The sequence below is a fragment of the Oceanibaculum indicum P24 genome, from assembly GCF_000299935.1.
Classification (GTDB): Bacteria; Pseudomonadota; Alphaproteobacteria; order Oceanibaculales; family Oceanibaculaceae; genus Oceanibaculum; species Oceanibaculum indicum.
Genome location: NZ_AMRL01000003.1, coordinates 157,281 through 177,449 on the forward strand (window position 1 = coordinate 157,281; position 20,169 = coordinate 177,449).

General features: G+C 65.8%; 20 protein-coding genes. 9 read left to right on the forward strand and 11 right to left on the reverse strand.

Annotated elements, in window-relative coordinates:
- The first annotated feature begins 1 nt into the window (after window position 1).
- The gene (gene mltG, locus P24_RS04140) at window positions 2-985 is read left to right on the forward strand and encodes an endolytic transglycosylase MltG (protein ID WP_008943445.1); all 984 of its coding nucleotides are present in this window, start codon (window positions 2-4) and stop codon (window positions 983-985) included.
- A 3-nt stretch (window positions 986-988) separates the two neighbouring features.
- Here mltG and der read toward each other — a convergent pair whose 3' ends face one another.
- The 3 genes from der to P24_RS04155 are packed head-to-tail and all read right to left on the reverse strand — an operon-like array spanning window position 989 to window position 4,440.
- Complete coding sequence (gene der, locus P24_RS04145; RefSeq protein ID WP_008943446.1) at window positions 989-2,410, reverse strand: ribosome biogenesis GTPase Der; 1,422 nt, start codon at window positions 2,408-2,410, stop codon at window positions 989-991.
- Window positions 2,411-2,450: 40 nt separating this feature from the next.
- Entirely contained in the window at window positions 2,451-3,791 is a 1,341-nt protein-coding gene (locus P24_RS04150; RefSeq protein WP_008943447.1) for an outer membrane protein assembly factor BamB family protein, read from the reverse strand.
- 7 nt (window positions 3,792-3,798) lie between these two features.
- Entirely contained in the window at window positions 3,799-4,440 is a 642-nt protein-coding gene (locus P24_RS04155; protein WP_008943448.1) for a tetratricopeptide repeat protein, read from the reverse strand.
- A 458-nt stretch (window positions 4,441-4,898) separates the two neighbouring features.
- Between P24_RS04155 and P24_RS04160 the strand changes: the two genes are divergently transcribed.
- The 4 genes from P24_RS04160 (at window position 4,899) to P24_RS04175 (ending at window position 7,813) form a co-directional block, all read left to right on the forward strand.
- Window positions 4,899-5,234, forward strand: a complete 336-nt coding sequence (locus tag P24_RS04160; protein WP_008943449.1) for a DUF2794 domain-containing protein — start codon at window positions 4,899-4,901, stop codon at window positions 5,232-5,234.
- 176 nt (window positions 5,235-5,410) lie between these two features.
- Window positions 5,411-5,896: a hypothetical protein gene (locus tag P24_RS04165; RefSeq protein WP_008943450.1), complete on the forward strand. Its 486-nt coding sequence runs from the start codon at window positions 5,411-5,413 to the stop codon at window positions 5,894-5,896.
- A gap of 92 nt (window positions 5,897-5,988) precedes the next feature.
- Window positions 5,989-6,765: an SDR family oxidoreductase gene (locus tag P24_RS04170; RefSeq protein ID WP_008943451.1), complete on the forward strand. Its 777-nt coding sequence runs from the start codon at window positions 5,989-5,991 to the stop codon at window positions 6,763-6,765.
- A gap of 22 nt (window positions 6,766-6,787) precedes the next feature.
- Window positions 6,788-7,813 (forward strand): C-terminal binding protein, encoded by a 1,026-nt coding sequence (locus P24_RS04175; protein ID WP_008943452.1) that lies wholly within the window; start codon window positions 6,788-6,790, stop codon window positions 7,811-7,813.
- Window positions 7,814-7,980: 167 nt separating this feature from the next.
- On the opposite strand, the gene P24_RS04180 is transcribed toward P24_RS04175, so the two are convergent.
- Window positions 7,981-8,178, reverse strand: coding sequence for a hypothetical protein (locus P24_RS04180; protein ID WP_008943453.1), 198 nt, complete (start codon window positions 8,176-8,178; stop codon window positions 7,981-7,983).
- Between the two features lie 92 nt (window positions 8,179-8,270).
- Here P24_RS04180 and P24_RS04185 point away from each other — a divergent pair, with 92 nt between their 5' ends.
- Entirely contained in the window at window positions 8,271-9,572 is a 1,302-nt protein-coding gene (locus P24_RS04185) for a nucleoside recognition domain-containing protein (RefSeq protein ID WP_008943454.1), read from the forward strand.
- A 7-nt stretch (window positions 9,573-9,579) separates the two neighbouring features.
- Here P24_RS04185 and P24_RS04190 read toward each other — a convergent pair whose 3' ends face one another.
- Both P24_RS04190 and P24_RS04195 read right to left on the reverse strand, forming a co-directional pair.
- On the reverse strand, window positions 9,580-10,278 hold the full coding sequence (locus tag P24_RS04190; protein WP_008943455.1) for an SDR family oxidoreductase: 699 nt from the start codon (window positions 10,276-10,278) through the stop codon (window positions 9,580-9,582).
- Window positions 10,279-10,347: 69 nt separating this feature from the next.
- Window positions 10,348-11,106, reverse strand: coding sequence for a PhoH family protein (locus P24_RS04195; RefSeq protein WP_008943456.1), 759 nt, complete (start codon window positions 11,104-11,106; stop codon window positions 10,348-10,350).
- A 348-nt stretch (window positions 11,107-11,454) separates the two neighbouring features.
- Between P24_RS04195 and P24_RS04200 the strand changes: the two genes are divergently transcribed.
- Window positions 11,455-12,291: a polyphosphate kinase 2 family protein gene (locus P24_RS04200; RefSeq protein ID WP_008943457.1), complete on the forward strand. Its 837-nt coding sequence runs from the start codon at window positions 11,455-11,457 to the stop codon at window positions 12,289-12,291.
- On the opposite strand, the gene P24_RS04205 is transcribed toward P24_RS04200, so the two are convergent.
- The 4 genes from P24_RS04205 to P24_RS04220 form a co-directional block, all read right to left on the reverse strand.
- A complete protein-coding gene (locus tag P24_RS04205; protein WP_008943458.1) occupies window positions 12,288-12,842 on the reverse strand; it encodes a PAS domain-containing protein in 555 nt (184 codons plus the stop codon). The two genes, P24_RS04200 and P24_RS04205, sit on opposite strands and share 4 nt — an antisense overlap.
- 221 nt (window positions 12,843-13,063) lie before the next feature.
- Complete coding sequence (gene ppdK, locus P24_RS04210) at window positions 13,064-15,757, reverse strand: pyruvate, phosphate dikinase (RefSeq protein ID WP_008943459.1); 2,694 nt, start codon at window positions 15,755-15,757, stop codon at window positions 13,064-13,066.
- Window positions 15,758-16,018: 261 nt separating this feature from the next.
- A complete protein-coding gene (glyS, locus tag P24_RS04215; protein ID WP_008943460.1) occupies window positions 16,019-18,088 on the reverse strand; it encodes a glycine--tRNA ligase subunit beta in 2,070 nt (689 codons plus the stop codon).
- 3 nt (window positions 18,089-18,091) lie between these two features.
- Window positions 18,092-19,012 (reverse strand): glycine--tRNA ligase subunit alpha, encoded by a 921-nt coding sequence (locus tag P24_RS04220; protein ID WP_008943461.1) that lies wholly within the window; start codon window positions 19,010-19,012, stop codon window positions 18,092-18,094.
- A 156-nt stretch (window positions 19,013-19,168) separates the two neighbouring features.
- Here P24_RS04220 and P24_RS04225 point away from each other — a divergent pair, with 156 nt between their 5' ends.
- Entirely contained in the window at window positions 19,169-19,432 is a 264-nt protein-coding gene (locus P24_RS04225; RefSeq protein ID WP_008943462.1) for a type II toxin-antitoxin system Phd/YefM family antitoxin, read from the forward strand.
- Complete coding sequence (locus P24_RS04230; protein WP_008943463.1) at window positions 19,432-19,833, forward strand: type II toxin-antitoxin system VapC family toxin; 402 nt, start codon at window positions 19,432-19,434, stop codon at window positions 19,831-19,833. The genes P24_RS04225 and P24_RS04230 overlap by 1 nt, the downstream gene beginning before the upstream one ends.
- 9 nt (window positions 19,834-19,842) lie before the next feature.
- Here the strand turns inward: P24_RS04230 and P24_RS04235 are convergent, their stop codons facing one another.
- Window positions 19,843-20,151: a hypothetical protein gene (locus P24_RS04235; RefSeq protein WP_147430960.1), complete on the reverse strand. Its 309-nt coding sequence runs from the start codon at window positions 20,149-20,151 to the stop codon at window positions 19,843-19,845.
- Window positions 20,152-20,169 lie beyond the last annotated feature (18 nt).

The window sequence follows — 20,169 nt, forward strand, 5'->3', positions numbered from 1 at the left end:
GATGGGACGCCTGATTTCCGGCCTGCTGACCTTCCTGCTGCTGGGCCTGCTGGCCGGCGGCGGGCTGGTCGCGTGGGGCTATGCCCAGTTCACCCGTCCCGGACCGCTGCAGGCGCAGACCGCGCTGGTGATCCCGCGCGGCAGCGGTGTCGAGACGATCGCCCGTCGGCTGGAGCAGGCCGGCATCCTGCGGCATCCCGAACTGTTCATGGTGGCGGTGAAGATCAAGGGGACTGCCGGCTCACTGAAGGCCGGCGAATACGCCTTCAAGCCCGGCATCAGCCCGCGTGAGGTGATGGCGCTGCTGCAGAGCGGCGAGACCGTGGTGCGGCGCCTGACCATCGCCGAAGGGCTGACCGTGCGCCAGATCGCCAGCCAGCTGGCCGCCGTTGAAGGGCTGGACGGGAATCCCGCCGACCTGCCGCCGGAAGGCAGCCTGCTGCCCGAGACCTATCATTTCTCCTATGGTGACGAGCGGTCGGAAATTCTCCGCCGCATGCGCAATGCCATGCGCGAGACGCTTGACCGGCTGTGGGAACAGCGCGCGCCCGACCTGCCCTTCGACACCAAGGAGGAAGCGCTGGTGCTGGCCTCCATCGTCGAGCGGGAGACCGCGATCCCGGCAGAACGCCCGCGCGTCGCCGCCGTCTTCGTGAACCGGCTGCGCAAGGGCATGCGGCTGCAATCCGACCCGACGGTGATCTACGGTCTCAGCGATGGGCTGGGGGTGCTGGAACGGCCGTTGCTGCGCGTCGATCTGCAGAAGGACCACCCCTACAACACCTATACCCGCGACGGGCTGCCGCCGGCGCCGATCTGCAACCCCGGTCGCGACTCGCTGCGCGCGGTCCTCAATCCGATTTCCAGCGACGAATACTACTTCGTGGCGGATGGCAGCGGCGGCCATGCCTTCGCCCGCACGCTGGACGAGCACAACGCCAATGTGCGGCGCTGGCGGCAGTTCCAGCGCGAGCAGCGGCAGTAGGCGTTACTTCTTCTTCCCGGCGTAGGGATTGCGGCCCTTGCGCAGATACACGCGCACCGGCACGCCCGGCATGTCGAAATCCTGCCGCAGCCCGTTCACCAGATATCGCTGGTAGCTGCCTGGCAGTTCCTCCGGACGGCTGGCCCAGATCGCGAAGGTCGGCGGCCTGGTCTTGATCTGCGTCATGTAGCGCAGCTTCAGCCGGCGTCCGGCGACCAGCGGCGGCGGATGCATTTCCAGCAGGCCGGCCAGCCAGCGGTTCAGCTGCGCGGTGGAGATACGGCGGTTCCAGGTGTCGTACACCTGGAAGACGGCGGCCATCAGCCGGTCAAGGTTGCGCCCCTTCAGCGCCGACAGCGTCACCACCGGCACACCCTTCACCTGGCTGAGCGACGTCTCCAGCCGGTCGCGCAGGTCGGCCAGCGCGGTTTCCTTGTCGGCAACCGCATCCCACTTGTTGAAGGCGATGACGAGGGCGCGCCCCTCCTCCTCCACCATGCGGGCGATGGTCAGGTCCTGCTTGTCCATGCCCAGCTCGGCATCCAGCATCAGCACCACGACATGGGCATAGCGGATGGAGCGCAGCGTATCCTGCACGGACAACTGCTCCAGCTTCTCGTCAATCCGTGCCTTGCGGCGCATGCCGGCGGTATCGACCAGCCGCACCGGCCGCCCCTCATATTCCCAGTCAGTGGCGATGGCGTCGCGGGTGATGCCGGCCTCAGGACCGGTCAGCATGCGCTCCACGCCCAGCAGCCGGTTGACCAGCGTCGATTTGCCGGCATTCGGCCGGCCAACAATCGCCATCTGGATGATCCGGGGCGCGTCATCCGGCAGCAAGTCGCCGTCCAGCACCTCCTCGCCATCCTCACCGGTCACCGTCAGCCCTGGTTCCGTCTGCGGCTGCTCCTCGTCCTCCGGCTCTTCCTCCGGCATGTGTTCGACGATGGCGTCATACAGGTCGGACAGGCCGATGCCATGCTGCGCGGAAAACGGGATCGGGTCGCCCAGCCCCAGCGCATAGGCCTCCAGCAGGCCGGGTTCACCCGCCCTGCCCTCGCATTTGTTGGCAACCAGCACGACCGGCCGGCTGCCCTTGCGCAGCAGCCGCGCGAAGGTCTCGTCCAGCGGCGTCAGCCCGGCGCGCGCATCAACCACCATGAGGGTGAGGTCGGCCTCCTCAATGGCACGCTCGGTCTGCTGGCGCATCCGGGCGGGCAGGCTGTCATCGTAGCTGTCCTCATAGCCGGCCGTGTCGATCAGCCGGAAGCGCAGCGGCCCGAGCTGGCCTGCAGCCTCGCGCCAGTCGCGGGTCACGCCGGGCGTGTCCTCGACGATGGCCAGCTGCTTGCCGGCCAGCCGGTTGAACAGAGTCGATTTTCCGACGTTCGGCCGGCCGACAATGGCAATGGTAAAGCGAGTCATGTCGCTCAAATGACCTGTCCCAACCTGATGTTTGTCGGGCTCAGCGCAACGCCAGCAATTCGGCGTCGTCGGTGAGGATGTACAGCGTATTGTCCGCAACCACCGGCGTCACTGAGACACCATCCGGCAGGTCGAAGCGGCCAAGGACCTCGCCGGTATAGGGCGAGACCGAGATCGCCTCGCCGTGCGAACCGGCGACGATCAACCTGTCACCGGCCAGCACCGGCCCGGACCAGAAGATCGGATCTTCCCGGTCCTCCTCATCCTCGAAGCGCGGCAGCCGGGTGATCCAGCGGATAAAACCCTCCTTGCGGGTCAGCGCCACCAGTTCGGCATCGTTGCTGATGACGAACACATAATCGCCCGCGACCCACGGCATCTGGGTGCCGCCAATATCCTTTTCCCACAGGCGCGCGCCAATCCGGCGGTCAACCGCTGCCATACGGCCGCTATGGCTGATCGCCAGCACGATCTCGCGGTCGATCACCGGCAGGCCGCGGATATCGGCCAGGCTGGAAATCGCATCGACCCGGCGCACGGCGGTCAGATTGTCGGTCCACAGCAGGCGGCCATTTTCCGCCCGCAGCGCGAAGATCTCACCGGAGGAGAAAGGCGCGATGACCACGTCGCGCTCCACAGCCGGGCTGGCGCCGCCGACAAGACCCGCCACCTCGGAGATGCCGGCATGGCCCCACAGCCGCTCACCGGTTTCCGCGCTCAGCGCAATCATCTGATTGTCCAGCGTGATGACGAAGACCCGGCCGTCCGAGACGCTCGGCGCGGCACGAACCGGGGCCGGCATGTTGGATCGCCAGACCTGTTCGCCATTCTCCGCCGAAAGCGCCAGCACCTGAGCATAGCCACTGCCGACATAGACCCGGCCATTGGCATAGCCCAGCCCGCCGCCGACCACGGCGCTGTCCTCGCCCTCCGGCGCGGTCTCGACCTGCCACAGCCGGTTGCCGTTCCGGGCATCGAAGGCGCTGACCATGCCCTCGGCATCAATGGTGAAGACCTTGCCGGCTGCCACGATGGGCGGCGCGATCAGCACGGCTTCGTCGCCGGAGCCTTCGCCGGCATCGGCGCGCCAGACCACGCCCGGCGCATCGCCAAGCGCCAGATGATGCATGGCGTGATTGGACCGCCCACCGGCCATGGCCCAGTCCGGATTGACGACCGGGCGCGGCAGGCGGACCGCCAGTTCGGCGACCTGGGGATCGGCCTTCAGCTCGCTGTCGAACAGCAGCACGGCCATGCGCTCGCCCGGCAGCGGTGGCGCTTCCTTGGTGCCAAACCAGCCGCAGCCGGCAAGCGCGCCCGAAAAGGCGACAGCAACGGAAACCGACAGGGTCCAGCGGGTCAGGGCGCGAAATCTGGTCATCTGGGGACTATTCTGGCAGGGCCTGAAGCAGCTCGGCGGCGCGGGCGCGGGCAGCCTGCGGCGCTTCCAGATCGTCGGTCACCTGGCGCAGCAGCGCGCGTGCCTCCGCCCGGTTGCCCTGGGATTCCGCCGCCAGTGCCGTCAGTTCGCGCGCCAGATGGCGCCAGGGGCTGGTGCCCTCGACCAGGGTCGCCAGGTGCGCCTTCACGGCGGCAGCCTCGCCCGCTTCCAGCCGGCGCTGACCACCCAGCACCAGCGCCAGGTCGCGCAGCGACTGGGGAGCGGCGGCATCGCCGGCCAGCGCGTCCAGGGATGCAATTGCCTCCGCGCGCTTTTCCTGCTGCCACAGCAGGCCCGCCTGCTCCAGCCGAGCCAGTGCGGCATAGCCGGAGCCGCCCGACTGCGCCAAGGCGGCAAACCGGTCTGCCGCCTGGTCATTCTGCTCACCGACGAGGGCCACCGCCGCCGCATAGCTCTGCGCCGCTTCGGCCTGCTGGCGGGACTGGTATTCCTTCCAGCCGACATAGCCGGCGGTTCCCAGCAGCAGCGCCGCCACGCCGCCCACGATCAGGTACCGGTAGCGCGACCAGACGCGCTTCAGATTGTCCTGACGAAGTTCCTCGTCGATTTCGCGAAAAATATCGGCCACGGGCAAGCTTCTCGCTAACGGGAGGACCGGATCGGTCCGAAAGCGGCGTAAGGTAGCCTCCGCGCCCCGGCAATGCAATGCGAAGCGGTGCCGCACCGGCGAGTTCGCATGCCTTAGGTTGTATCGACAGTCAGGGTTGGATCGCGGTATTGAGCGCAAATCGTTCAGTTTCAGGAGTCAAAGCGCAGGAAGGGTCGTCCCCTTCTAAGCTTTGGCGACGCCAAAATGGGCGATTTGCGCAATATTTCTCCGAAACGCGGCGAATTTTGTCCCTGAATGCGTTGCGCCCCGCTTGTGGTGGACGGCACCACGGCGCGGTTCGCGCCTGTTCAGGATCAAAATTCGACACGCGCCGCGCCCAAACCTGACTGTCGATACAGCCTAGGCCTTTACGCTGCCGGCAAATTTGGCAAAACTGTTACATCATCCCCAGACGGAACAGGTGCCGAGACCGCCTTATGAACCAGTTCGTCCACCTGGCCGACTATCGCAAACAGCGCCGAGGCACCTATTTCAGCCGGTACGAGCTGGGCAGGATACTGGATGTGTACAGCCGCCGCGTCGCCTCGGGCGAATGGCGCGATTATGCCATCGACCATGACGGCCAGGTCGCCAGTTTCTCGATCTTCCGCCATACCCACGAACGCCCGATCTTCGCCATCCTGAAATGCAACAAAGGGCCGCAGCGCCCGGTGGACTATCTCCTGGTCAGCGGCAAGCAGCAGCTGAAGCGCGCTTCCACGCTGGAGGAAATTCTTGCCGCCTTCGACCGCCGCCTTGAAGTGGTCCGCTAAGGCCGCACGCTGAAACGGCGGCAGGATCGACGCCGCACCCCGCATCCGCTATTGTCTGGCGCGATCCTTGCTTGGCTCAGAACATGAGCCGATACGCAACAGGTGCCAGAGCAGACATGTCGCAATCTCCCTATCGAAGCGGCGCGCCGGCAGGCCGTCCGCCCCGGCATGTGCCCATGCCGCCGCTGAAGATCGCCCCGGCGCGGGAAGCCCCGCGCCCGAAGAAGCCGCGCGCCGACATGTCGCATGACGAGCGGGCGGCGGAGATCGTCGATCATCTGCGCGACGCCATCGAGAGCCGCAAGGATGGCGGCGAGAAGGCCGGCGGCATGTCCTACCGCGACTGGCGCAAGCTGGCGCAGCAGGAAATCGCCGAGGCGCTGCGCGATACAGCACTGCGCGCCGCCATCGGCGAGGTGATGTCGGCCCGGCGCATCGGCAATCTGGCGCTTCGGCTGGGCTTCATGCTGCTGGCCGCCGTCGCCTCCTTCTTCGCCTTCTGGTTCGGCGTGGTCTGGATCGGCCAGGAATTTGGTGCCGCCTGGAGCACGCTGGCGACCGTCACCGCGCTGCTGCTGACCGGTGCCTTCATCGCCGGCGGGCTGATGGTCGGCGGCAAGGATGGCGACCCTAAGGACCAGATCGACCCTGACCGGCTGTAAATATTTCCGCCGGTAAGTACGCTCCCCTTCCCCCCTATCCGCTTCCCCTGATACATCTTGACCCCAATCAAGAAGATCAGCGGAGGAAGCCCATGCATCTTAGCCTCAACGGGCGCAACGCCATCGTCACGGCGGCGGGCGGCGGCATCGGCAGGCGGATCGCCGAGCTGTTCCACCAGGCCGGCGCCCGGCTGTTCCTCTGCGATATCGACGAGACGGCGCTGGACGAGACCATCGCCGCCCTGCCCGGCAGCTTCGGCATAGTGGTGGACGTCGCCGACCGGGCGCAGGTGGACAAGTTCATGGACACCGCGCTGAAGGAGCTGAACGGCCTCGACATCCTCATCAACAATGCCGGCATCGCCGGACCGACCGGCCCCATCGAGGAGATCGACCCGGACGAGTGGCAGCGCACCCTGGATGTGAATCTGAACGGGCTGTTCTTCTTCACCCGCCGCGCCGTGCCGGCCCTCAAGCAATCCGGCGGCGGTTCCATCGTGAACCTGGCCTCCGCCGCCGGGCGTTTCGCCTTCCCGATGCGCAGCCCCTATTCGGCGACGAAATGGGGTGTGGTCGGTGTCACCCGCACCCTGTCGGTCGAGCTTGGAGAGTACGGCATCCGGGTGAACGCCATCCTGCCCGGCTCGGTCGCTGGTCCGCGCATCGAGAAAGTGCTGACCGCCAAGGCCAAGGCGCGCGGCATCGGCGAGGAGGAGATGCGCGCCGAGATGCTGGCACCGATCTCGCTGAAGGAATTCGTGACCGCGACCGATGTGGCCAGCATGGCGCTCTATCTCTGCTCCGACGCCGGACGGCACGTCACCGGACAGAGCCTGAATGTCGATGCCGGCACCGAATATCTCGTCTGACCCCCAGTCTCAGGATGAACCCATGACCGCACCCTTCCGTACCCTGACGCCGGACGCCCAGTATCATGACGACGCGCTGGTCGAGCGCGAGGCCGCAGCCGGCCAGCTGAACCTCGTCACCCTGCGCGAGCGCGGCGCCGAGGCCATCCCCGATGCCGAATGGGAACAGGCCGAGGCCATCCTGCTGTGGCACGAATGCCCGATCACCCCGGCGCTGGTGCCGAAGCTGAAGAAATGCCGTATCATCGTGCGCTGCGGTGCCGGCTTCGACCATGTCGAGCTGAAGGCGACGGGCGCAGCCGGCATCCCGGTCTGCAACGTGCCCGACTATGGCACCAGCGAGGTGGCGGACCACGCCATCGCCCTGATGCTGACGCTGCGCCGGAACATCGTGCAGTATAATGACCGCATCCGCACCGACCCGGTGGCCGGCTTCGACTGGAGCGGCCCGGCCACCACCATCCGCCGCATCCGCGGCCAGAAACTGGGCATTGTCGGGCTCGGCCGCATCGGCACGGCAACGGCCCTGCGCGCCAAGGCCTTCGGGCTGGAGGTGATGGCCTACGACCCCGGCCTCGCCTGGGGGCAGGAGATCGCGCTGGGCGTCACCAGGATGGCCGACCTGCATGACATGCTGGGCAAAGCCGATATCGTCAGCCTGCACGCGCCGCTGACCGAGGAAACGCGGCACATCATCGATGCGGCGGCGCTGGCCGCCATGAAGCCCGAAGCCGTGCTGGTGAATACGGCGCGGGGCGCGCTGATCGACCTCGGCGCGCTGCACGCAGCACTGAAGGAGAACCGCATCGCCGCCGCCGGCCTCGACGTACTGCCGAAGGAACCGCCGGAAGCCGATCATCCGCTGATGCGCGATTTCCATGACCAGCCGGACTGGATCAGGGGCCGCCTCGTCGTCACCCCGCATGCCGCCTGGTACAGCATCGAGAGCCAGACTGATGCCCGCCGCAAGGCGGTAGAGACAGCCATCGCCTTCCTGCGCGACGGTGAGCTGCGCAACTGCGTGAACGGAGCCTATCTGAAGCGGTGATCCGGCTGTGACTATTTCGCTCTATCCTTGCCATCACCCTCCAACCGTCACCCCCGCACTTGTTGCGGGGGGCCAGGCTTCCGCCTGCTGGATGCCCGCCCGAGTAAGCTGAACCCTGGATTCCCGGCACAAGGCCGGGAATGACATATGAGGAAAACCGTCAGCGCCTAACCCTGCTTCTCGTCCGCCGGCTCGATCTCATCGTAATGCTCCAGGAAGCTGTCGAGGTCGCCCTTCACGCGCTCGACCATCAGGCGCACCATGCGGCGGTCCGGCGTGGCGCACAGCGCCTCCGTCGTTGCCGTGCCGAGCTGGTTGACCGCATGGGCCAGCAGCTTAATCGCCATCTGATCCGCGAACTTCATTGCCTGCCTCTCTGATGCCGCAACCGGCCTGTTCCATATTCGCCGCCAGCCTATAGATTGGACCCGGCTTTGGCAAAACCAGGACGCGCCCCGTGAACATCATCTTCCTCGCCATCGTGATGATTGCCTTCCTCGTAGCCGCGATGCGGCAGTTCGCCTGGAGCGGAGACGGGCAGTCGCCGATGGAGCTGCTGGGGGCGGGCATGATCAAGGCCGCCGAGGGCTCGGTGACGCTGGCCCTCGGCCTGATCGGCGTGATGGCACTGTTCCTGGGACTGATGAAGGTGGCGGAGGCCGGCGGCCTGCTGACCATCGTGGCGCGGCTGCTGCGCCCGCTGATGGTGCGGCTGTTCCCCGAGGTGCCGGCGGATCATCCGGCGATGGGTGCCATGATCATGAATTTCTCGGCCAACGTGCTGGGCCTCGGCAATGCCGCCACGCCGTTCGGCATCCGCGCCATGCAGGAGCTGGACAGGCTGAACCCATACAAGGGCACGGCAACCAACGCGATGGCGCTGTTCCTGGCGATCAACACCTCCTCCATCACGCTGCTGCCGACCGGCGTCATCGCCATCCGCGCGGCGGCCGGCTCGACCGACCCCGCCGGCATCCTGCCGACCACCCTGTTCGCCACCATCTGCTCCACCACGGTGGCCATCGTCATGGCGAAGCTGCTGCAACGTTATTGGAGCGCCAATCCCGCCGATCTGCAGATCACGCCAGAAAAAACGGAGGCCGAAACGGTGTCGGTGCCACTGCCGGAAAGCGACGCCCCAGCGGGTGAGGGCTATCCCGCCTGGGTGTCGGCGCTGGCGCTGGGCATCATCCTCGCCATGGTGCCGGTCACCATCCTGCATGGCCGGACCATAGCACCCTGGATCATCCCCGGCCTGATGGTGCTGCTGCTGGGCTTCGGCGCCATCAAGCGGGTGAAGATCTACGAGGTATTCGTGGAAGGTGCCAAGGACGGCTTCCAGGTCGCGGTCCGCATCATCCCCTATCTGGTGGCAATCCTGGTTGCGGTCGCCATGTTCCGGGCCAGTGGCGCGCTGGAGATGCTGATCACGCCGCTGGGCGCCATCACCAACCTGGTCGGCCTGCCGCCGGAGGCGCTGCCGATGGCGCTGCTGCGTCCGCTCTCCGGTTCCGGCGCCTATGGCATCATGGCGTCGATCATCAACGACCCCGCCATCGGGCCGGACAGCTATACCGGCTATCTCGTCTCCACCCTGCAGGGCTCGACCGAGACCACCTTCTATGTGCTGGCGGTCTATTTCGGCGCGGTGAATATCCGCCGGCTGCGCCACACGCTGGCAGCGGCCTTGTCCGCCGATCTGGCCGGCATCATCGCCGCCACCGCCATCTGCCTCGTGCTGTTCGGCGCGCTGCGCTGACCCGGCGTCAGACGAAGCGGGTCACGCCGCCATCGACGCGCAGGCTCTGCCCGGTGATGTAGCTGGCACCGTCCGACAGCAGGAAGGCGGTCGCGGTGGCGATCTCCGAGGCATGGGCATAGCGCTGCATCGGGATGCGGGCACGGCGCGCATCCTTTTCCGGCAGGCTGTCCACAAAGCCCGGCAGCACGCAGTTCATGCGGATGCCAAGGGCGGCATGTTCGTCGGCGTAGAGCTTGCTCCAGGCACTCAGCGCGGCGCGCAGCGTGCTCATCGGGAAGTCCGCCTCCGGCTCCAGCGCGGCGTAGGAGGAGATGTTGACGATGGCGCCCTTGCCCTGATTCTGCATGATCGGCGTCACCAGCCGCGCCATGCGGATGACGTTCAGCAGCACCATGTCGAAGCCCTTGTGCCAGTCGGCATCGCTGATATCGAGCAGCGGCCCCTTCGGCGCATGGCCGGTATTGTTCACCAGCACGTCGATGCGGCCATAGCTTTCCATCGCCAGGGCAACCAGCGCCTCAAGATCGGCGGGTTCGGTCACGCTGCCGCGGATCGCCTTGCCACCCAGCTTTTCGGCCAGGTCCAGCACCGCCTCGCCGGGCGACAGCAGCACGGGCTTATAGCCCTGTGCGGCCAGTTCCGTCGCAATCGCCGCCCCGATGCCGCGCCCCGCCGCCGTAACCAGCGCAACCTTCTCCGCCATCGCCCTATCTCCCGTCCTGTGATTTGGACGCGAAGACTAGGCGAGGCGGATCAGGCCGGCAAGTGGGGGTTACAGCACCGTCAGCATGCTGGCGACTAGCGGATGGCGCACAATGTCCTGCTCGCGAAGGCGCACAACGGCGACATCGTCCAGCGCCTCCAGCCGGCGGGAAATCTCGGCAAGGCCCGACAGTTCCGGCAGCAGGTCGGTCTGGTCCGGATCGCCGGTCAGCACCATGGTGGAATTCCAGCCCAGCCGCGTCAGCAGCATCTTGATCTGGCCATAGGTGCAGTTCTGCGCCTCGTCGATGACGATGAAGGCGTTGTTCAGCGTGCGCCCGCGCATATAGGCGACCGGCGCGATCTCGATGGAGCCATCGGTCATCAGCGTCTTCAGTCGCTTGCCGCCCAGACGTTCGTTCAGCGCGTCGTAGAGCGGGCGCAGATACGGCGCCAGCTTGTCCTCCAGGCTGCCTGGCAGATAGCCCAGGCTCTCGCCGGCCTCGACCGCCGGGCGGGTCAGCAGGATGCGCGCCACCTTGCCCTGCTCGAAAGCCTCCACCGCCTTGGCAATGGCGAGGTAGGTCTTGCCGGTGCCGGCCGGCCCGACCGCCACCACCATGTGCTTCGTCTCCATCGCCGCCATCAGCGACTGCTGGTTCTCGCCCATCGGGCGCACCGTCTTCACGTAACGCTGCTCACGGCTGGCCTCGTCATAGCCTTCATCCAGCGGGTGCCAGCCTGGCGCCCCAGGGAAGAGTGCCCTTACATTCGCTTCTCGGGTTCGGGATTCGCGGACCTGTGCCTGACGGGCGGAACGCTTGGCCATACTGCAAGCTCCTCAGGTAAGAGACGGGATATGTCGGGTAAAGCCGGAAACGAAAATGCCTCCCAATGGGAGGCACAGGAGATCGATCATTCTGGGAAGGCTGGCGAGCGGGCTTGCGGGCGATAGCGAAACCGGCCTGTTCCGCCTCGATAGCATGAGGGGGACTGCACGATCCGCTGTTACCGGCAAGGGAAGCATGGGCCATCCATCCTTCGTTCCGTTTCCGCAAGAATCATATCGCGCTGCAGCAGTTATGTCCGCATCAAATTGCGGCTTCATCAAAGATTCACACTAGATGTAGTGAACGCGTTACCATGGCGCCCTGACCGGAGCAGAGCTGGAACAGCCATGAGCAAGAAAAAGGACAAGCCGGAGGCCGGCGGTTTCCTGATCCGCGGCAGGCCGGATCTGGACCGGCTGGCGAACGACCATCACGTCAGCGACGCGGCCTTCGAGAAGCGGATCAAGCCGCTGCAGGAAACGCTGCAACGCCTTCAGCAGGCCTATCTGGGCAGCCGGGAACGCGCCGTTGTCGTGCTGGAAGGCTGGGACACCGCCGGCAAGGGCGGGCTGGTGCGCCGGCTGGGCTGGACCTTCGACCCACGCAGCTTCAAGGTCCATTCCACCGCCGCCCCGAACGCCATCGAGGCGCGCCAGCATTACCTGCAGCGTTTCTGGGAAAGGCTGCCGCTGCATGGCCAGATCACCGTGTTCGACCGGTCCTGGTACGGAAGGGTGCTGGTGGAGCGGGTCGAGAATCTGACACCGGAGCCGGCCTGGCAGCGCGCCTATGAGGAGATCAACGCCTTCGAGCGCATGCTGGTCGATGATGGCGTGCGGCTGGTGAAGCTGTTCCTGCACATCAGCCGCGAGGAACAGGCGAAGCGCTTCCGCGACCGGATGGAAAACCCGCTGAAGCGCTGGAAGCTGAGCTACGAGGATTTCCGCAACCACGCCCTGTGGGACGGCTACCGCACCGCCATCGAGGAGATGGTGGAGAAGACATCCACCGAGGCCGCACCCTGGCATGTCATCCCGTCCAACGACAAACCCTTCTCGCGCCTGGCCGCCATGGAGATCATCGCCGGCAGGCTGGGCCAGGGCGTCGATGTGACGCCGCGCGAGCTGGATGCCGAATTCCGCTATCTGGCGGAAAAGACGCTGGGGAGCGGGAACGGCGGCTAGAGGCTGGTCTCGCTCCAGGAGTCCGTGCCGTCGAGCGGGATATAGGTCCGCACCTGGCGGATCGGCACCGGCCCGGACGGGTTGTTCGGCGACACCCATGAGTGGGTAGTCGCCCCCAATATCCGGCTGACGCGGCCTGTCTTTTCATCCGCAATCGGCAGCAGCAACCGCTCGCCGCTGGCCGGGCGGGTTGCCTCGGCATAGACGCGCCCCGCAATATGGACCACGGCAGGACGGGAAATCGCGGTATCGAAATAGCCCATGACGCGGGGTTGGGCGGAGCGTTTTACCAGCTCGTCGAGATAGCGCCCGACGATGCTGCCACCATAGGCCACCTTCACATGCTCGCCGATGCTGAGGTAGCGGAACCGGCGGGGATGCCCCTGCTCCTCCACCAGCCAGTGAATGTTCAGCAGATCCGGCCCCAGCCTGGGCTGCAGCTGCTCGAAGGAAGGCGGCGTGCCGCTATCTTCCAGCGCGTCCTGCCAGTGCGTGGCGAGGGCGAGCAGCCGGGCATCCTGAATCTGGGCGGCGGCAATAACGTCGATCATGCTGATCCTTCTTCTGCGGCGCTGGCATTCTGCCGGCGCTGTGCCTCTGGGAGGCGCAATGTCGTTATAATTAATTATTTGAACGACATTGAAAGAAAAGACAGTTTTCGTCCTGCCTTTTTTATTTCATATTCCTGATATGTGTCTGACATGCCAGGGCCTGCCGGCGAACGGCAGCCCGATACGGAAAGGGGGCCAGTGGCCCCCTTTCCTTTTGTGCTTTAGGCGTTTTCCGTCTTGCGCAGTGCCGCCTCGCCGCCGGCAATCGCCGCCTGGGCGGCGGCCAGCCGGGCAATCGGCACCCGGAAGGGCGAGCAGGACACATAATCCAGCCCGACCTGCTGGCAGAACTGGATGGAGGCCGGATCGCCGCCATGTTCGCCGCAGATGCCCAGCTTGATGTCCGGCCGGCTGGACCGGCCACGCTCGGCGGCGATGGCGATCAGTTCGCCAACACCGTCGGTATCCAGCGACTGGAACGGGTCCTGGTCCAGGATGCCCTGGTCCTGATAATCCTTCAGGAAGGAGCCGGAATCGTCACGCGACAGGCCGAAGGTGGTCTGCGTCAGGTCGTTGGTGCCGAAGCTGAAGAATTCGGCACTCTCGGCGATCTCGGCCGCTTTCAGCGCGGCGCGCGGCAGCTCGATCATGGTGCCGACCAGATAGTCGATCTTGCGGCCGCTCTCCTCAATTACCGCCTTGGCCGTGCGGTCGATGATGGCCTTCAGGATGTCCAGCTCCTTGCGGGTGGCAACCAGCGGAACCATCACTTCCGGCGTCACCGTCTCGCCATCCTTCTTCATCACCTCGACGGCGGCCTCGAAGATGGCGCGCGCCTGCATCTCGTAGATTTCCGGATAGGAAATGCCGAGACGGCAGCCGCGATGCCCCAGCATCGGGTTGGATTCCTTCAGCTGCACCGCGCGCTGACGCAGCGCCTCCGCATCCACGCCGGCGGCCTTGGCGACCGTGGCGATCTCCTCGTCGGTGTGCGGCAGGAACTCATGCAGCGGCGGGTCGAGCAGCCGGATGGTGACCGGCAGGCCCTGCATGATCTGGAACAGCTCCACGAAGTCCTGGCGCTGCATCGGCAGGATCTTGGCCAGCGCCTGGCGGCGGCCCTTCTCGGTCGAGGCCATGATCATCTCGCGCACGGCGACGATGCGGTCGGCATCGAAGAACATATGCTCGGTCCGGCACAGGCCGATGCCTTCCGCCCCGAACTTGCGCGCCGCGCGGGCGTCCATCGGGGTTTCGGCATTGGTGCGCACCTTCATGGTGCGAAATCGGTCAGCCCACCCCATCAGCTCGGCGAAATCGCCGGACAGCTGCGGCTGGATCGTCGGCACCTCGCCCAGCATCACCTCGCCGGTGCCGCCATCGATGGTCAGGATATCGCCTTCCTTCACCACCTTGTCGCCGGCGAACATCTGCTTCTTGGCGTAGTCGATGCGCAGCTCGCCGGCACCGGAGACGCAGGGCCGGCCCATGCCGCGCGCCACCACGGCGGCGTGGCTGGTCATGCCGCCGCGCGTCGTCAGGATGCCGCGCGCCGCGTGCATGCCGTGAATATCTTCCGGGCTGGTCTCGATGCGCACCAGGATGACAGCCTCACCCTTGCCGGCCTGGGCCTCGGCGGCATCGGCGGTGAACACCACCTTGCCGGAAGCCGCACCGGGCGAAGCCGGCAGGCCGCGGCCGATGACGGTGCGCTCGGCTTTCGGATCGAGCGTCGGATGTAGCAGCTGGTCCAGCGCCGATGGGTCGACGCGCTGCACGGCCTCCTGCTCGGTGATCAGGTCCTCGCGCACCATATCGACGGCGATCTTCAGCGCGGCGGCGGCAGTGCGCTTGCCGGTACGGGTCTGCAGCATCCACAGCTTGTTCTGCTGCACCGTGAACTCGATGTCCTGCATGTCGCGATAGTGCTTTTCCAGCTTGTCGCGGACATCCATCAGCTGGGCGAACACATCTGGCATCACCTCTTCCATCGCCGGCAGCCCGTCGTCGGAATTGGCCTTGCCGGCAACGGTCAGCGGCTGCGGCGTGCGAATACCCGCCACCACATCCTCGCCCTGCGCATTCACCAGGAACTCGCCATAGAACAGGTTGGCGCCGGTGGACGGATCACGGGTGAAGGCCACGCCGGTGGCGCAGTCATTGCCCATATTGCCGAACACCATGGCCTGCACATTGACCGCCGTGCCCCAGCTGGCCGGAATCTCATGCAGGCGGCGATAGACGATAGCGCGCTGGTTCATCCAGGAACCGAACACAGCACCAATGGCGCCCCAGAGCTGTTCCTGCGGGTCCTGCGGGAAGGGGCGGCCCAGCTCCTCCTCCACCGTCGCCTTGTACTGGGCGACGACGGCCTTCCAGTCCTCGGCGGTAAGCTCGGTGTCCAGGCGATAGCCCTTCTCGTCCTTGGCATGCTCCAGGATTTCCTCGAACAGCCCGTGATCGACCTCCAGCACCACATTGGAGTACATCTGGATGAAGCGGCGATAGCTGTCATAGGCGAAGCGCGGATCGCCCGACTTTGCCGCCAGCCCCTCCACCGTCACATCGTTCAGGCCGAGATTGAGGACAGTATCCATCATGCCCGGCATCGAGGCGCGCGCGCCGGAGCGCACGGACACCAGCAGCGGGTCCGACGGATCGCCGAACTTCATGCCCAGCGCCTTCTCCAGCCCGGCCAGCGCGGCATCGGCCTGCGCCTTCAGCTCGTCCGGATACTGCTTGCCGTTATCGTAGAAATAGGTGCAGACCTCGGTCGAGATGGTAAATCCGGGAGGCACCGGCAGGCCGAGGCTGCTCATCTCGGCCAGGTTGGCGCCCTTGCCGCCCAGAAGATTGCGCATCGCGGCACTGCCCTCGGCCTTGCCGTCTCCGAAGCTGTACACCCATTTCGTCATCGTCGTTCCGCCTTGGCGTTGGACATCTGCCGCCACCCGCATGGTGGCCGGCTTCCTTTAGCGCCGCCCCGAAGGCGGCATCTCCCCTCACCCAGCTCCAGCTAACTCACTTTCGTTCGTAAGCTTTCGCATCCCTCTCCCCTTCCGGGGCGAGGGATAGGGAAAAATCTGTTAACTACCCTCGCCCCCTTGGGGGAGAGGGTTGCGCAGCCTTGGCGAGGCACTCGCCGAGCCTAGGCGCAGCTGGGTGAGGGGGTAACCCTAACCCTCGACCTTCGAGAAGTCGGCCAGCTGGTTCATCGTATCGCGAATCTTCGCCAGCAGCTTCAGCCGGTTCTCGCGCAGTTCGGCATCCTCGGCATTCACCGTGACGCTCTCGAAGAAGCGGTCCACCGGTGCGCGCAAGCTGGCCAGCGAGGCCATGGCGGCGGCAAAATCCTCCGCCTTTAGCGCGTCCGCGATCTTCACCTCGATAACGCCCAGCGTGCCGTGCAGTTCCGCCTCCGCCACCTCGCCGCGCGCCTTGATGAGCTTCAGGTCGGCACGGCCCTCATAGGTGCGGCTGTCCTTCTTCTCCTCGATGGCGACGATGTTGGCGGCCCGGCGATAGGCGATCAGCAGGTTGGCGCCATCCTCGCTCGACAGGAAGGCAGCCAGTGCGTCCACCCGCTTCAGCAGGCGCACCAGATCATCCTCGTTACCGAGCGCGAACACGGCGGACACCAGATCGTGCCGCACGCCCTGCTCGCGCATCGCCACCTTCAACCTGTCGGCGAAGAAAGCCATCAGCTCGGCAACCACTTCCGGCTTGGCGCCGGCCTTGGCGAACACTTCCTGCAGCGACAGCCGCAGCCCATTCTCCACGATCAGCCGGATGATGCCGAGGGCCGCACGGCGCAGCGCATAGGGGTCCTTGGAGCCGGTCGGCTTCTCGTCGATGGCGAAGAAGCCCACCAGCGTGTCCAGCTTGTCGGCCAGCGCCAGCGCGACCGAGTTCGGCGCGGTCGGGCAGCGGTCGGACGGGCCCAGCGGCGAGTAATGATCGGCGATGGCCTCGGCAACCGCCTCCCCCTCGCCATCATGGCGGGCGTAATAGCGGCCCATGATGCCCTGAAGCTCCGGAAACTCGCCGACCATGCCGGTGACGAGGTCGGCCTTGGCCAGCTGCGCGGCACGGTCCGCCACCTTCGCATCGGCGCCGGGGATCAGCGACGCCAGATGCGCGGCCAGCGCCCGAACGCGCCTGACCTTGTCGGCCAGCGTGCCCAGCTTGGCATGGAAGGTGATGTTGGCCAGCGCCGGCAGGCGCGACTCAAGGCTCTGCTTGCGGTCCTGGTCCCAGAAGAACTTGGCGTCGGACAGCCGGGCGCGCAGCACGCGCTCATTGCCGCCGATGATGACCGCACCGCCGTCGGACGGCTCCATGTTGGAGATGACGACGAAGTGCGGGGCAAGCGCGCCGCTCTTGGTCTCCACCGCGAAATATTTCTGATGCGACCGCATGGAGGTGGTCAGCACCTCCGGCGGCACGTCCATGAAGGCCTCGTCGATGCGGCCCAGCAGCGCCACCGGCCATTCGACCAGCCCGGTCACCTCGTCCAGCAGCGCTTCATCCGGCTTCAGCACGAGGCCGGCCTTGGAGGCCAGAGCCTCGGCCTGCGACAGGATCGCGGCACGGCGCTCCGCCGGGTCGAGGATGACCCTGGCGGCCTTCAGCTTGGCCTTGTAGTCCTCGGCATTGTCCGCCGCCAGTTCGGCCGGCGCCAGGAAGCGATGGCCGCGCGTGCGGTCGCCGAACAGGATTTCCCGCCCGCCGCCGAGATCGAGCCGGCCCGGCAGCGCCTGCCCGTTGAACAGGCAGAGGATGGAGTGCATCGGGCGGACCCAGCGGAAATCGGATTCGCCCCAGATCATGGATTTCGGCCAGGGCAGCTTGCGGATCGCCTCGACCAGCAGTTCCGGCAGCACGTCCTGGGTGGCCGCGCCACGCTTCTCCACGGTCAGGAAATAGAACACGCCCTTGCCGGTATCGCGCTGCTCGCAAGCATCGATGGAGGCCAGGTTGTTGGCCTTCAGGAAGCCGGCCAGCGCCTGTTCCGGCGATCCCACGCGCGGGCCACGGCGTTCCTCCGTCACGTCCGGCTGGGTCAGCGGCAACCCCTCGACGGACAGCGCCAGCCGGCGCGGCGTCACATAGGCGGCAGCGCTTTCATACTCCAGCCCGGCGGCGGTCAGCCCGTCGCAGACCAGACGCTTCAGATCCTCGGCCGCGCGCGCCTGCATGCGCGCGGGAATCTCCTCGGAGAAAATCTCCAGCAGCAGATCGGCCATCGCTTATGCCCCTGCCTTGAGGGAATTGCTGCCGTGAGACGCAACCCAGGCTTCGCAGCAGCCCTTCGCCAGCGCGCGCACCCGGCCGATATAGGAGGCGCGCTCCTGCACGCTGATGACGCCGCGCGCATCCAGCAGGTTGAACAGGTGGCTGGCCTTCATGCACTTGTCATAGGCCGGCAGCGCCAGCGGCTGCGCCAGCCCCAGCAGATGCTGGCACTCGGCTTCGGCATCCTTGAAATGCTGGAACAGGATGTCGGTGTCGGCATGCTCGAAATTGAAGGCGCTGAATTCCCGCTCAGACTGCAGGAAGACATCGCCATAGGTCTTGCCGCCCCGGTCCTTGGGCACGCCGTCATAATCCAGGTCATAGACGTTCTCGACGTCCTGGACATACATGATCAGCCGCTCCAGCCCGTAGGTCAGCTCGACCGGCACCGGCTTGCACTCGATGCCGCCGACCTGCTGGAAATAGGTGAACTGCGTCACCTCCATGCCATCGCACCAGACTTCCCAGCCCAGCCCCCAGGCGCCCAGCGTCGGGCTTTCCCAGTCATCCTCGACGAAGCGGATGTCATGCTCGTGGGCATGGATGCCGATGGCCGCCAGGCTGCCCAGATACAGCTCCTGGATATTGTCCGGCGAGGGCTTCATCAGCACCTGGAACTGGTAATAATGCTGCAACCGGTTCGGGTTGTTGCCATAGCGCCCGTCGGTCGGCCGGCGCGAGGGCTGCACATAGGCACAGTTCCAGTAATGATCGGGGCCCAGCGCGCGCAGCGTGGTCGCCGGATGGAAGGTGCCGGCACCCACCTCCATGTCATAAGGCTGCAGGATGACACAGCCCTGTGCGGCCCAGTATTGCTGGAGCGTCAGGATAATCGACTGGAAGCTGGTGGCGGCGGCTGGCCTACCGGCGGACATTGCTTCTCTCGCGCTAGGATGAAACCGGTTTTTCGGTGCGGCGCAACATAGCGACCTGACCCGGCAGGGTCAAGAAACGGTCATGCAGGGTGCACTTGTTCTTCTGGCACAGCCTTTCTAATATGACCATATAGGTGGTCACGAAGGAGAGATGCGATGACCGCGACCAGCATGAAAGCCTCGGATTTCAAGGCACATTGTCTGCAGGTGATGGACGAAGTCGCCCGCACTGGCCAGCCCGTGACCATCACCAAGCGCGGCAAGCCGGTGGCCCGCATCGTGCCGGCGCGCGAGGGTGCGAAAGACATCTTCGGCGCGCTGAAGGGCAGCGTGACCGTCACTGACCCCAATGACGATCTGATCGATCCGGTCGAGGTCGAATGGGAAGTGATCGAGGGCACGGAACCGAACCTGCCCTGATGCTGGCGCTGGATACTCATACGCTGCTCTGGCTGATGGCCGAAAGCCCGTCGCTGGGTCGCAAGGCGAGAAGTGAGATCGATAGCGGGCGCGACGATGGCATTCTGGCGGTGCCGGCGATCTGCTTCTGGGAAGTCGCCCTGCTGCTGCGCAAGAACCGCGTCCGGCTGGACCGTCCGGTGGAAAAATGGCGGCAGGATGTCCTTAGCGCTGACATCGCCGAACTGCCGATGACAGGCGAGATCGGCATCCTGTCGGTCCAGCTTGCCGATCTGCATGGCGATCCGGCGGACCGGCTGATCGCCGCCACCTGCCTAGTGCACAATGCCACGCTGCTGACCGCCGACCGACGGTTGCTCGACTGGAAAGGCGGGCTTCAGATGCAGGATGCGCGGCAGTAGCGGTCAGTCCTACGCCCCGTAGGGGCACAGCTCCCGGCCGCAATCGCGGGCACCGCGCGCCGGCACATAGGTGCCGCAGGTCGGGCAGGCCCGCATCTCCTGCGTTTCCTCGGCGGCAGCCTGCTTTTCCGCCTTGTCGCGTCGGAAGATACCGCCAAGACCGCCACCCTCACCACGCGGCGCAGCCTTCCTGGACTCGCCGCGCATCTCCCCCCGGGCGACCTCCCGGCGGGCACGTTCCAGCTTGGTGACCATCTTGAAGAAGAAGAACACCCCGGCGATGACCGCCGCCAGAACCAGAAGCTTGCTGAAACTCAAACCGAACATCCCTGCCCC

Coding starts and splice junctions, on each gene's coding strand:
- der (WP_008943446.1), bottom strand. CDS start 2,410: ATGACTCGCTTTACCATTGCCATTGTCGGCCGGCCGAACGTCGGAAAA.
- P24_RS04190 (WP_008943455.1), bottom strand. CDS start 10,278: ATGGCGGAGAAGGTTGCGCTGGTTACGGCGGCGGGGCGCGGCATCGGG.
- P24_RS04200 (WP_008943457.1), top strand. CDS start 11,455: ATGAGCAAGAAAAAGGACAAGCCGGAGGCCGGCGGTTTCCTGATCCGC.
- P24_RS04195 (WP_008943456.1), bottom strand. CDS start 11,106: ATGGCCAAGCGTTCCGCCCGTCAGGCACAGGTCCGCGAATCCCGAACC.
- P24_RS04220 (WP_008943461.1), bottom strand. CDS start 19,012: ATGTCCGCCGGTAGGCCAGCCGCCGCCACCAGCTTCCAGTCGATTATC.
- P24_RS04205 (WP_008943458.1), bottom strand. CDS start 12,842: ATGATCGACGTTATTGCCGCCGCCCAGATTCAGGATGCCCGGCTGCTC.
- P24_RS04170 (WP_008943451.1), top strand. CDS start 5,989: ATGCATCTTAGCCTCAACGGGCGCAACGCCATCGTCACGGCGGCGGGC.
- P24_RS04150 (WP_008943447.1), bottom strand. CDS start 3,791: ATGACCAGATTTCGCGCCCTGACCCGCTGGACCCTGTCGGTTTCCGTT.
- glyS (WP_008943460.1), bottom strand. CDS start 18,088: ATGGCCGATCTGCTGCTGGAGATTTTCTCCGAGGAGATTCCCGCGCGC.
- P24_RS04180 (WP_008943453.1), bottom strand. CDS start 8,178: ATGAAGTTCGCGGATCAGATGGCGATTAAGCTGCTGGCCCATGCGGTC.
- P24_RS04160 (WP_008943449.1), top strand. CDS start 4,899: ATGAACCAGTTCGTCCACCTGGCCGACTATCGCAAACAGCGCCGAGGC.
- ppdK (WP_008943459.1), bottom strand. CDS start 15,757: ATGACGAAATGGGTGTACAGCTTCGGAGACGGCAAGGCCGAGGGCAGT.
- mltG (WP_008943445.1), top strand. CDS start 2: ATGGGACGCCTGATTTCCGGCCTGCTGACCTTCCTGCTGCTGGGCCTG.
- P24_RS04230 (WP_008943463.1), top strand. CDS start 19,432: ATGCTGGCGCTGGATACTCATACGCTGCTCTGGCTGATGGCCGAAAGC.
- P24_RS04165 (WP_008943450.1), top strand. CDS start 5,411: ATGCCGCCGCTGAAGATCGCCCCGGCGCGGGAAGCCCCGCGCCCGAAG.
- P24_RS04175 (WP_008943452.1), top strand. CDS start 6,788: ATGACCGCACCCTTCCGTACCCTGACGCCGGACGCCCAGTATCATGAC.
- P24_RS04225 (WP_008943462.1), top strand. CDS start 19,169: ATGACCGCGACCAGCATGAAAGCCTCGGATTTCAAGGCACATTGTCTG.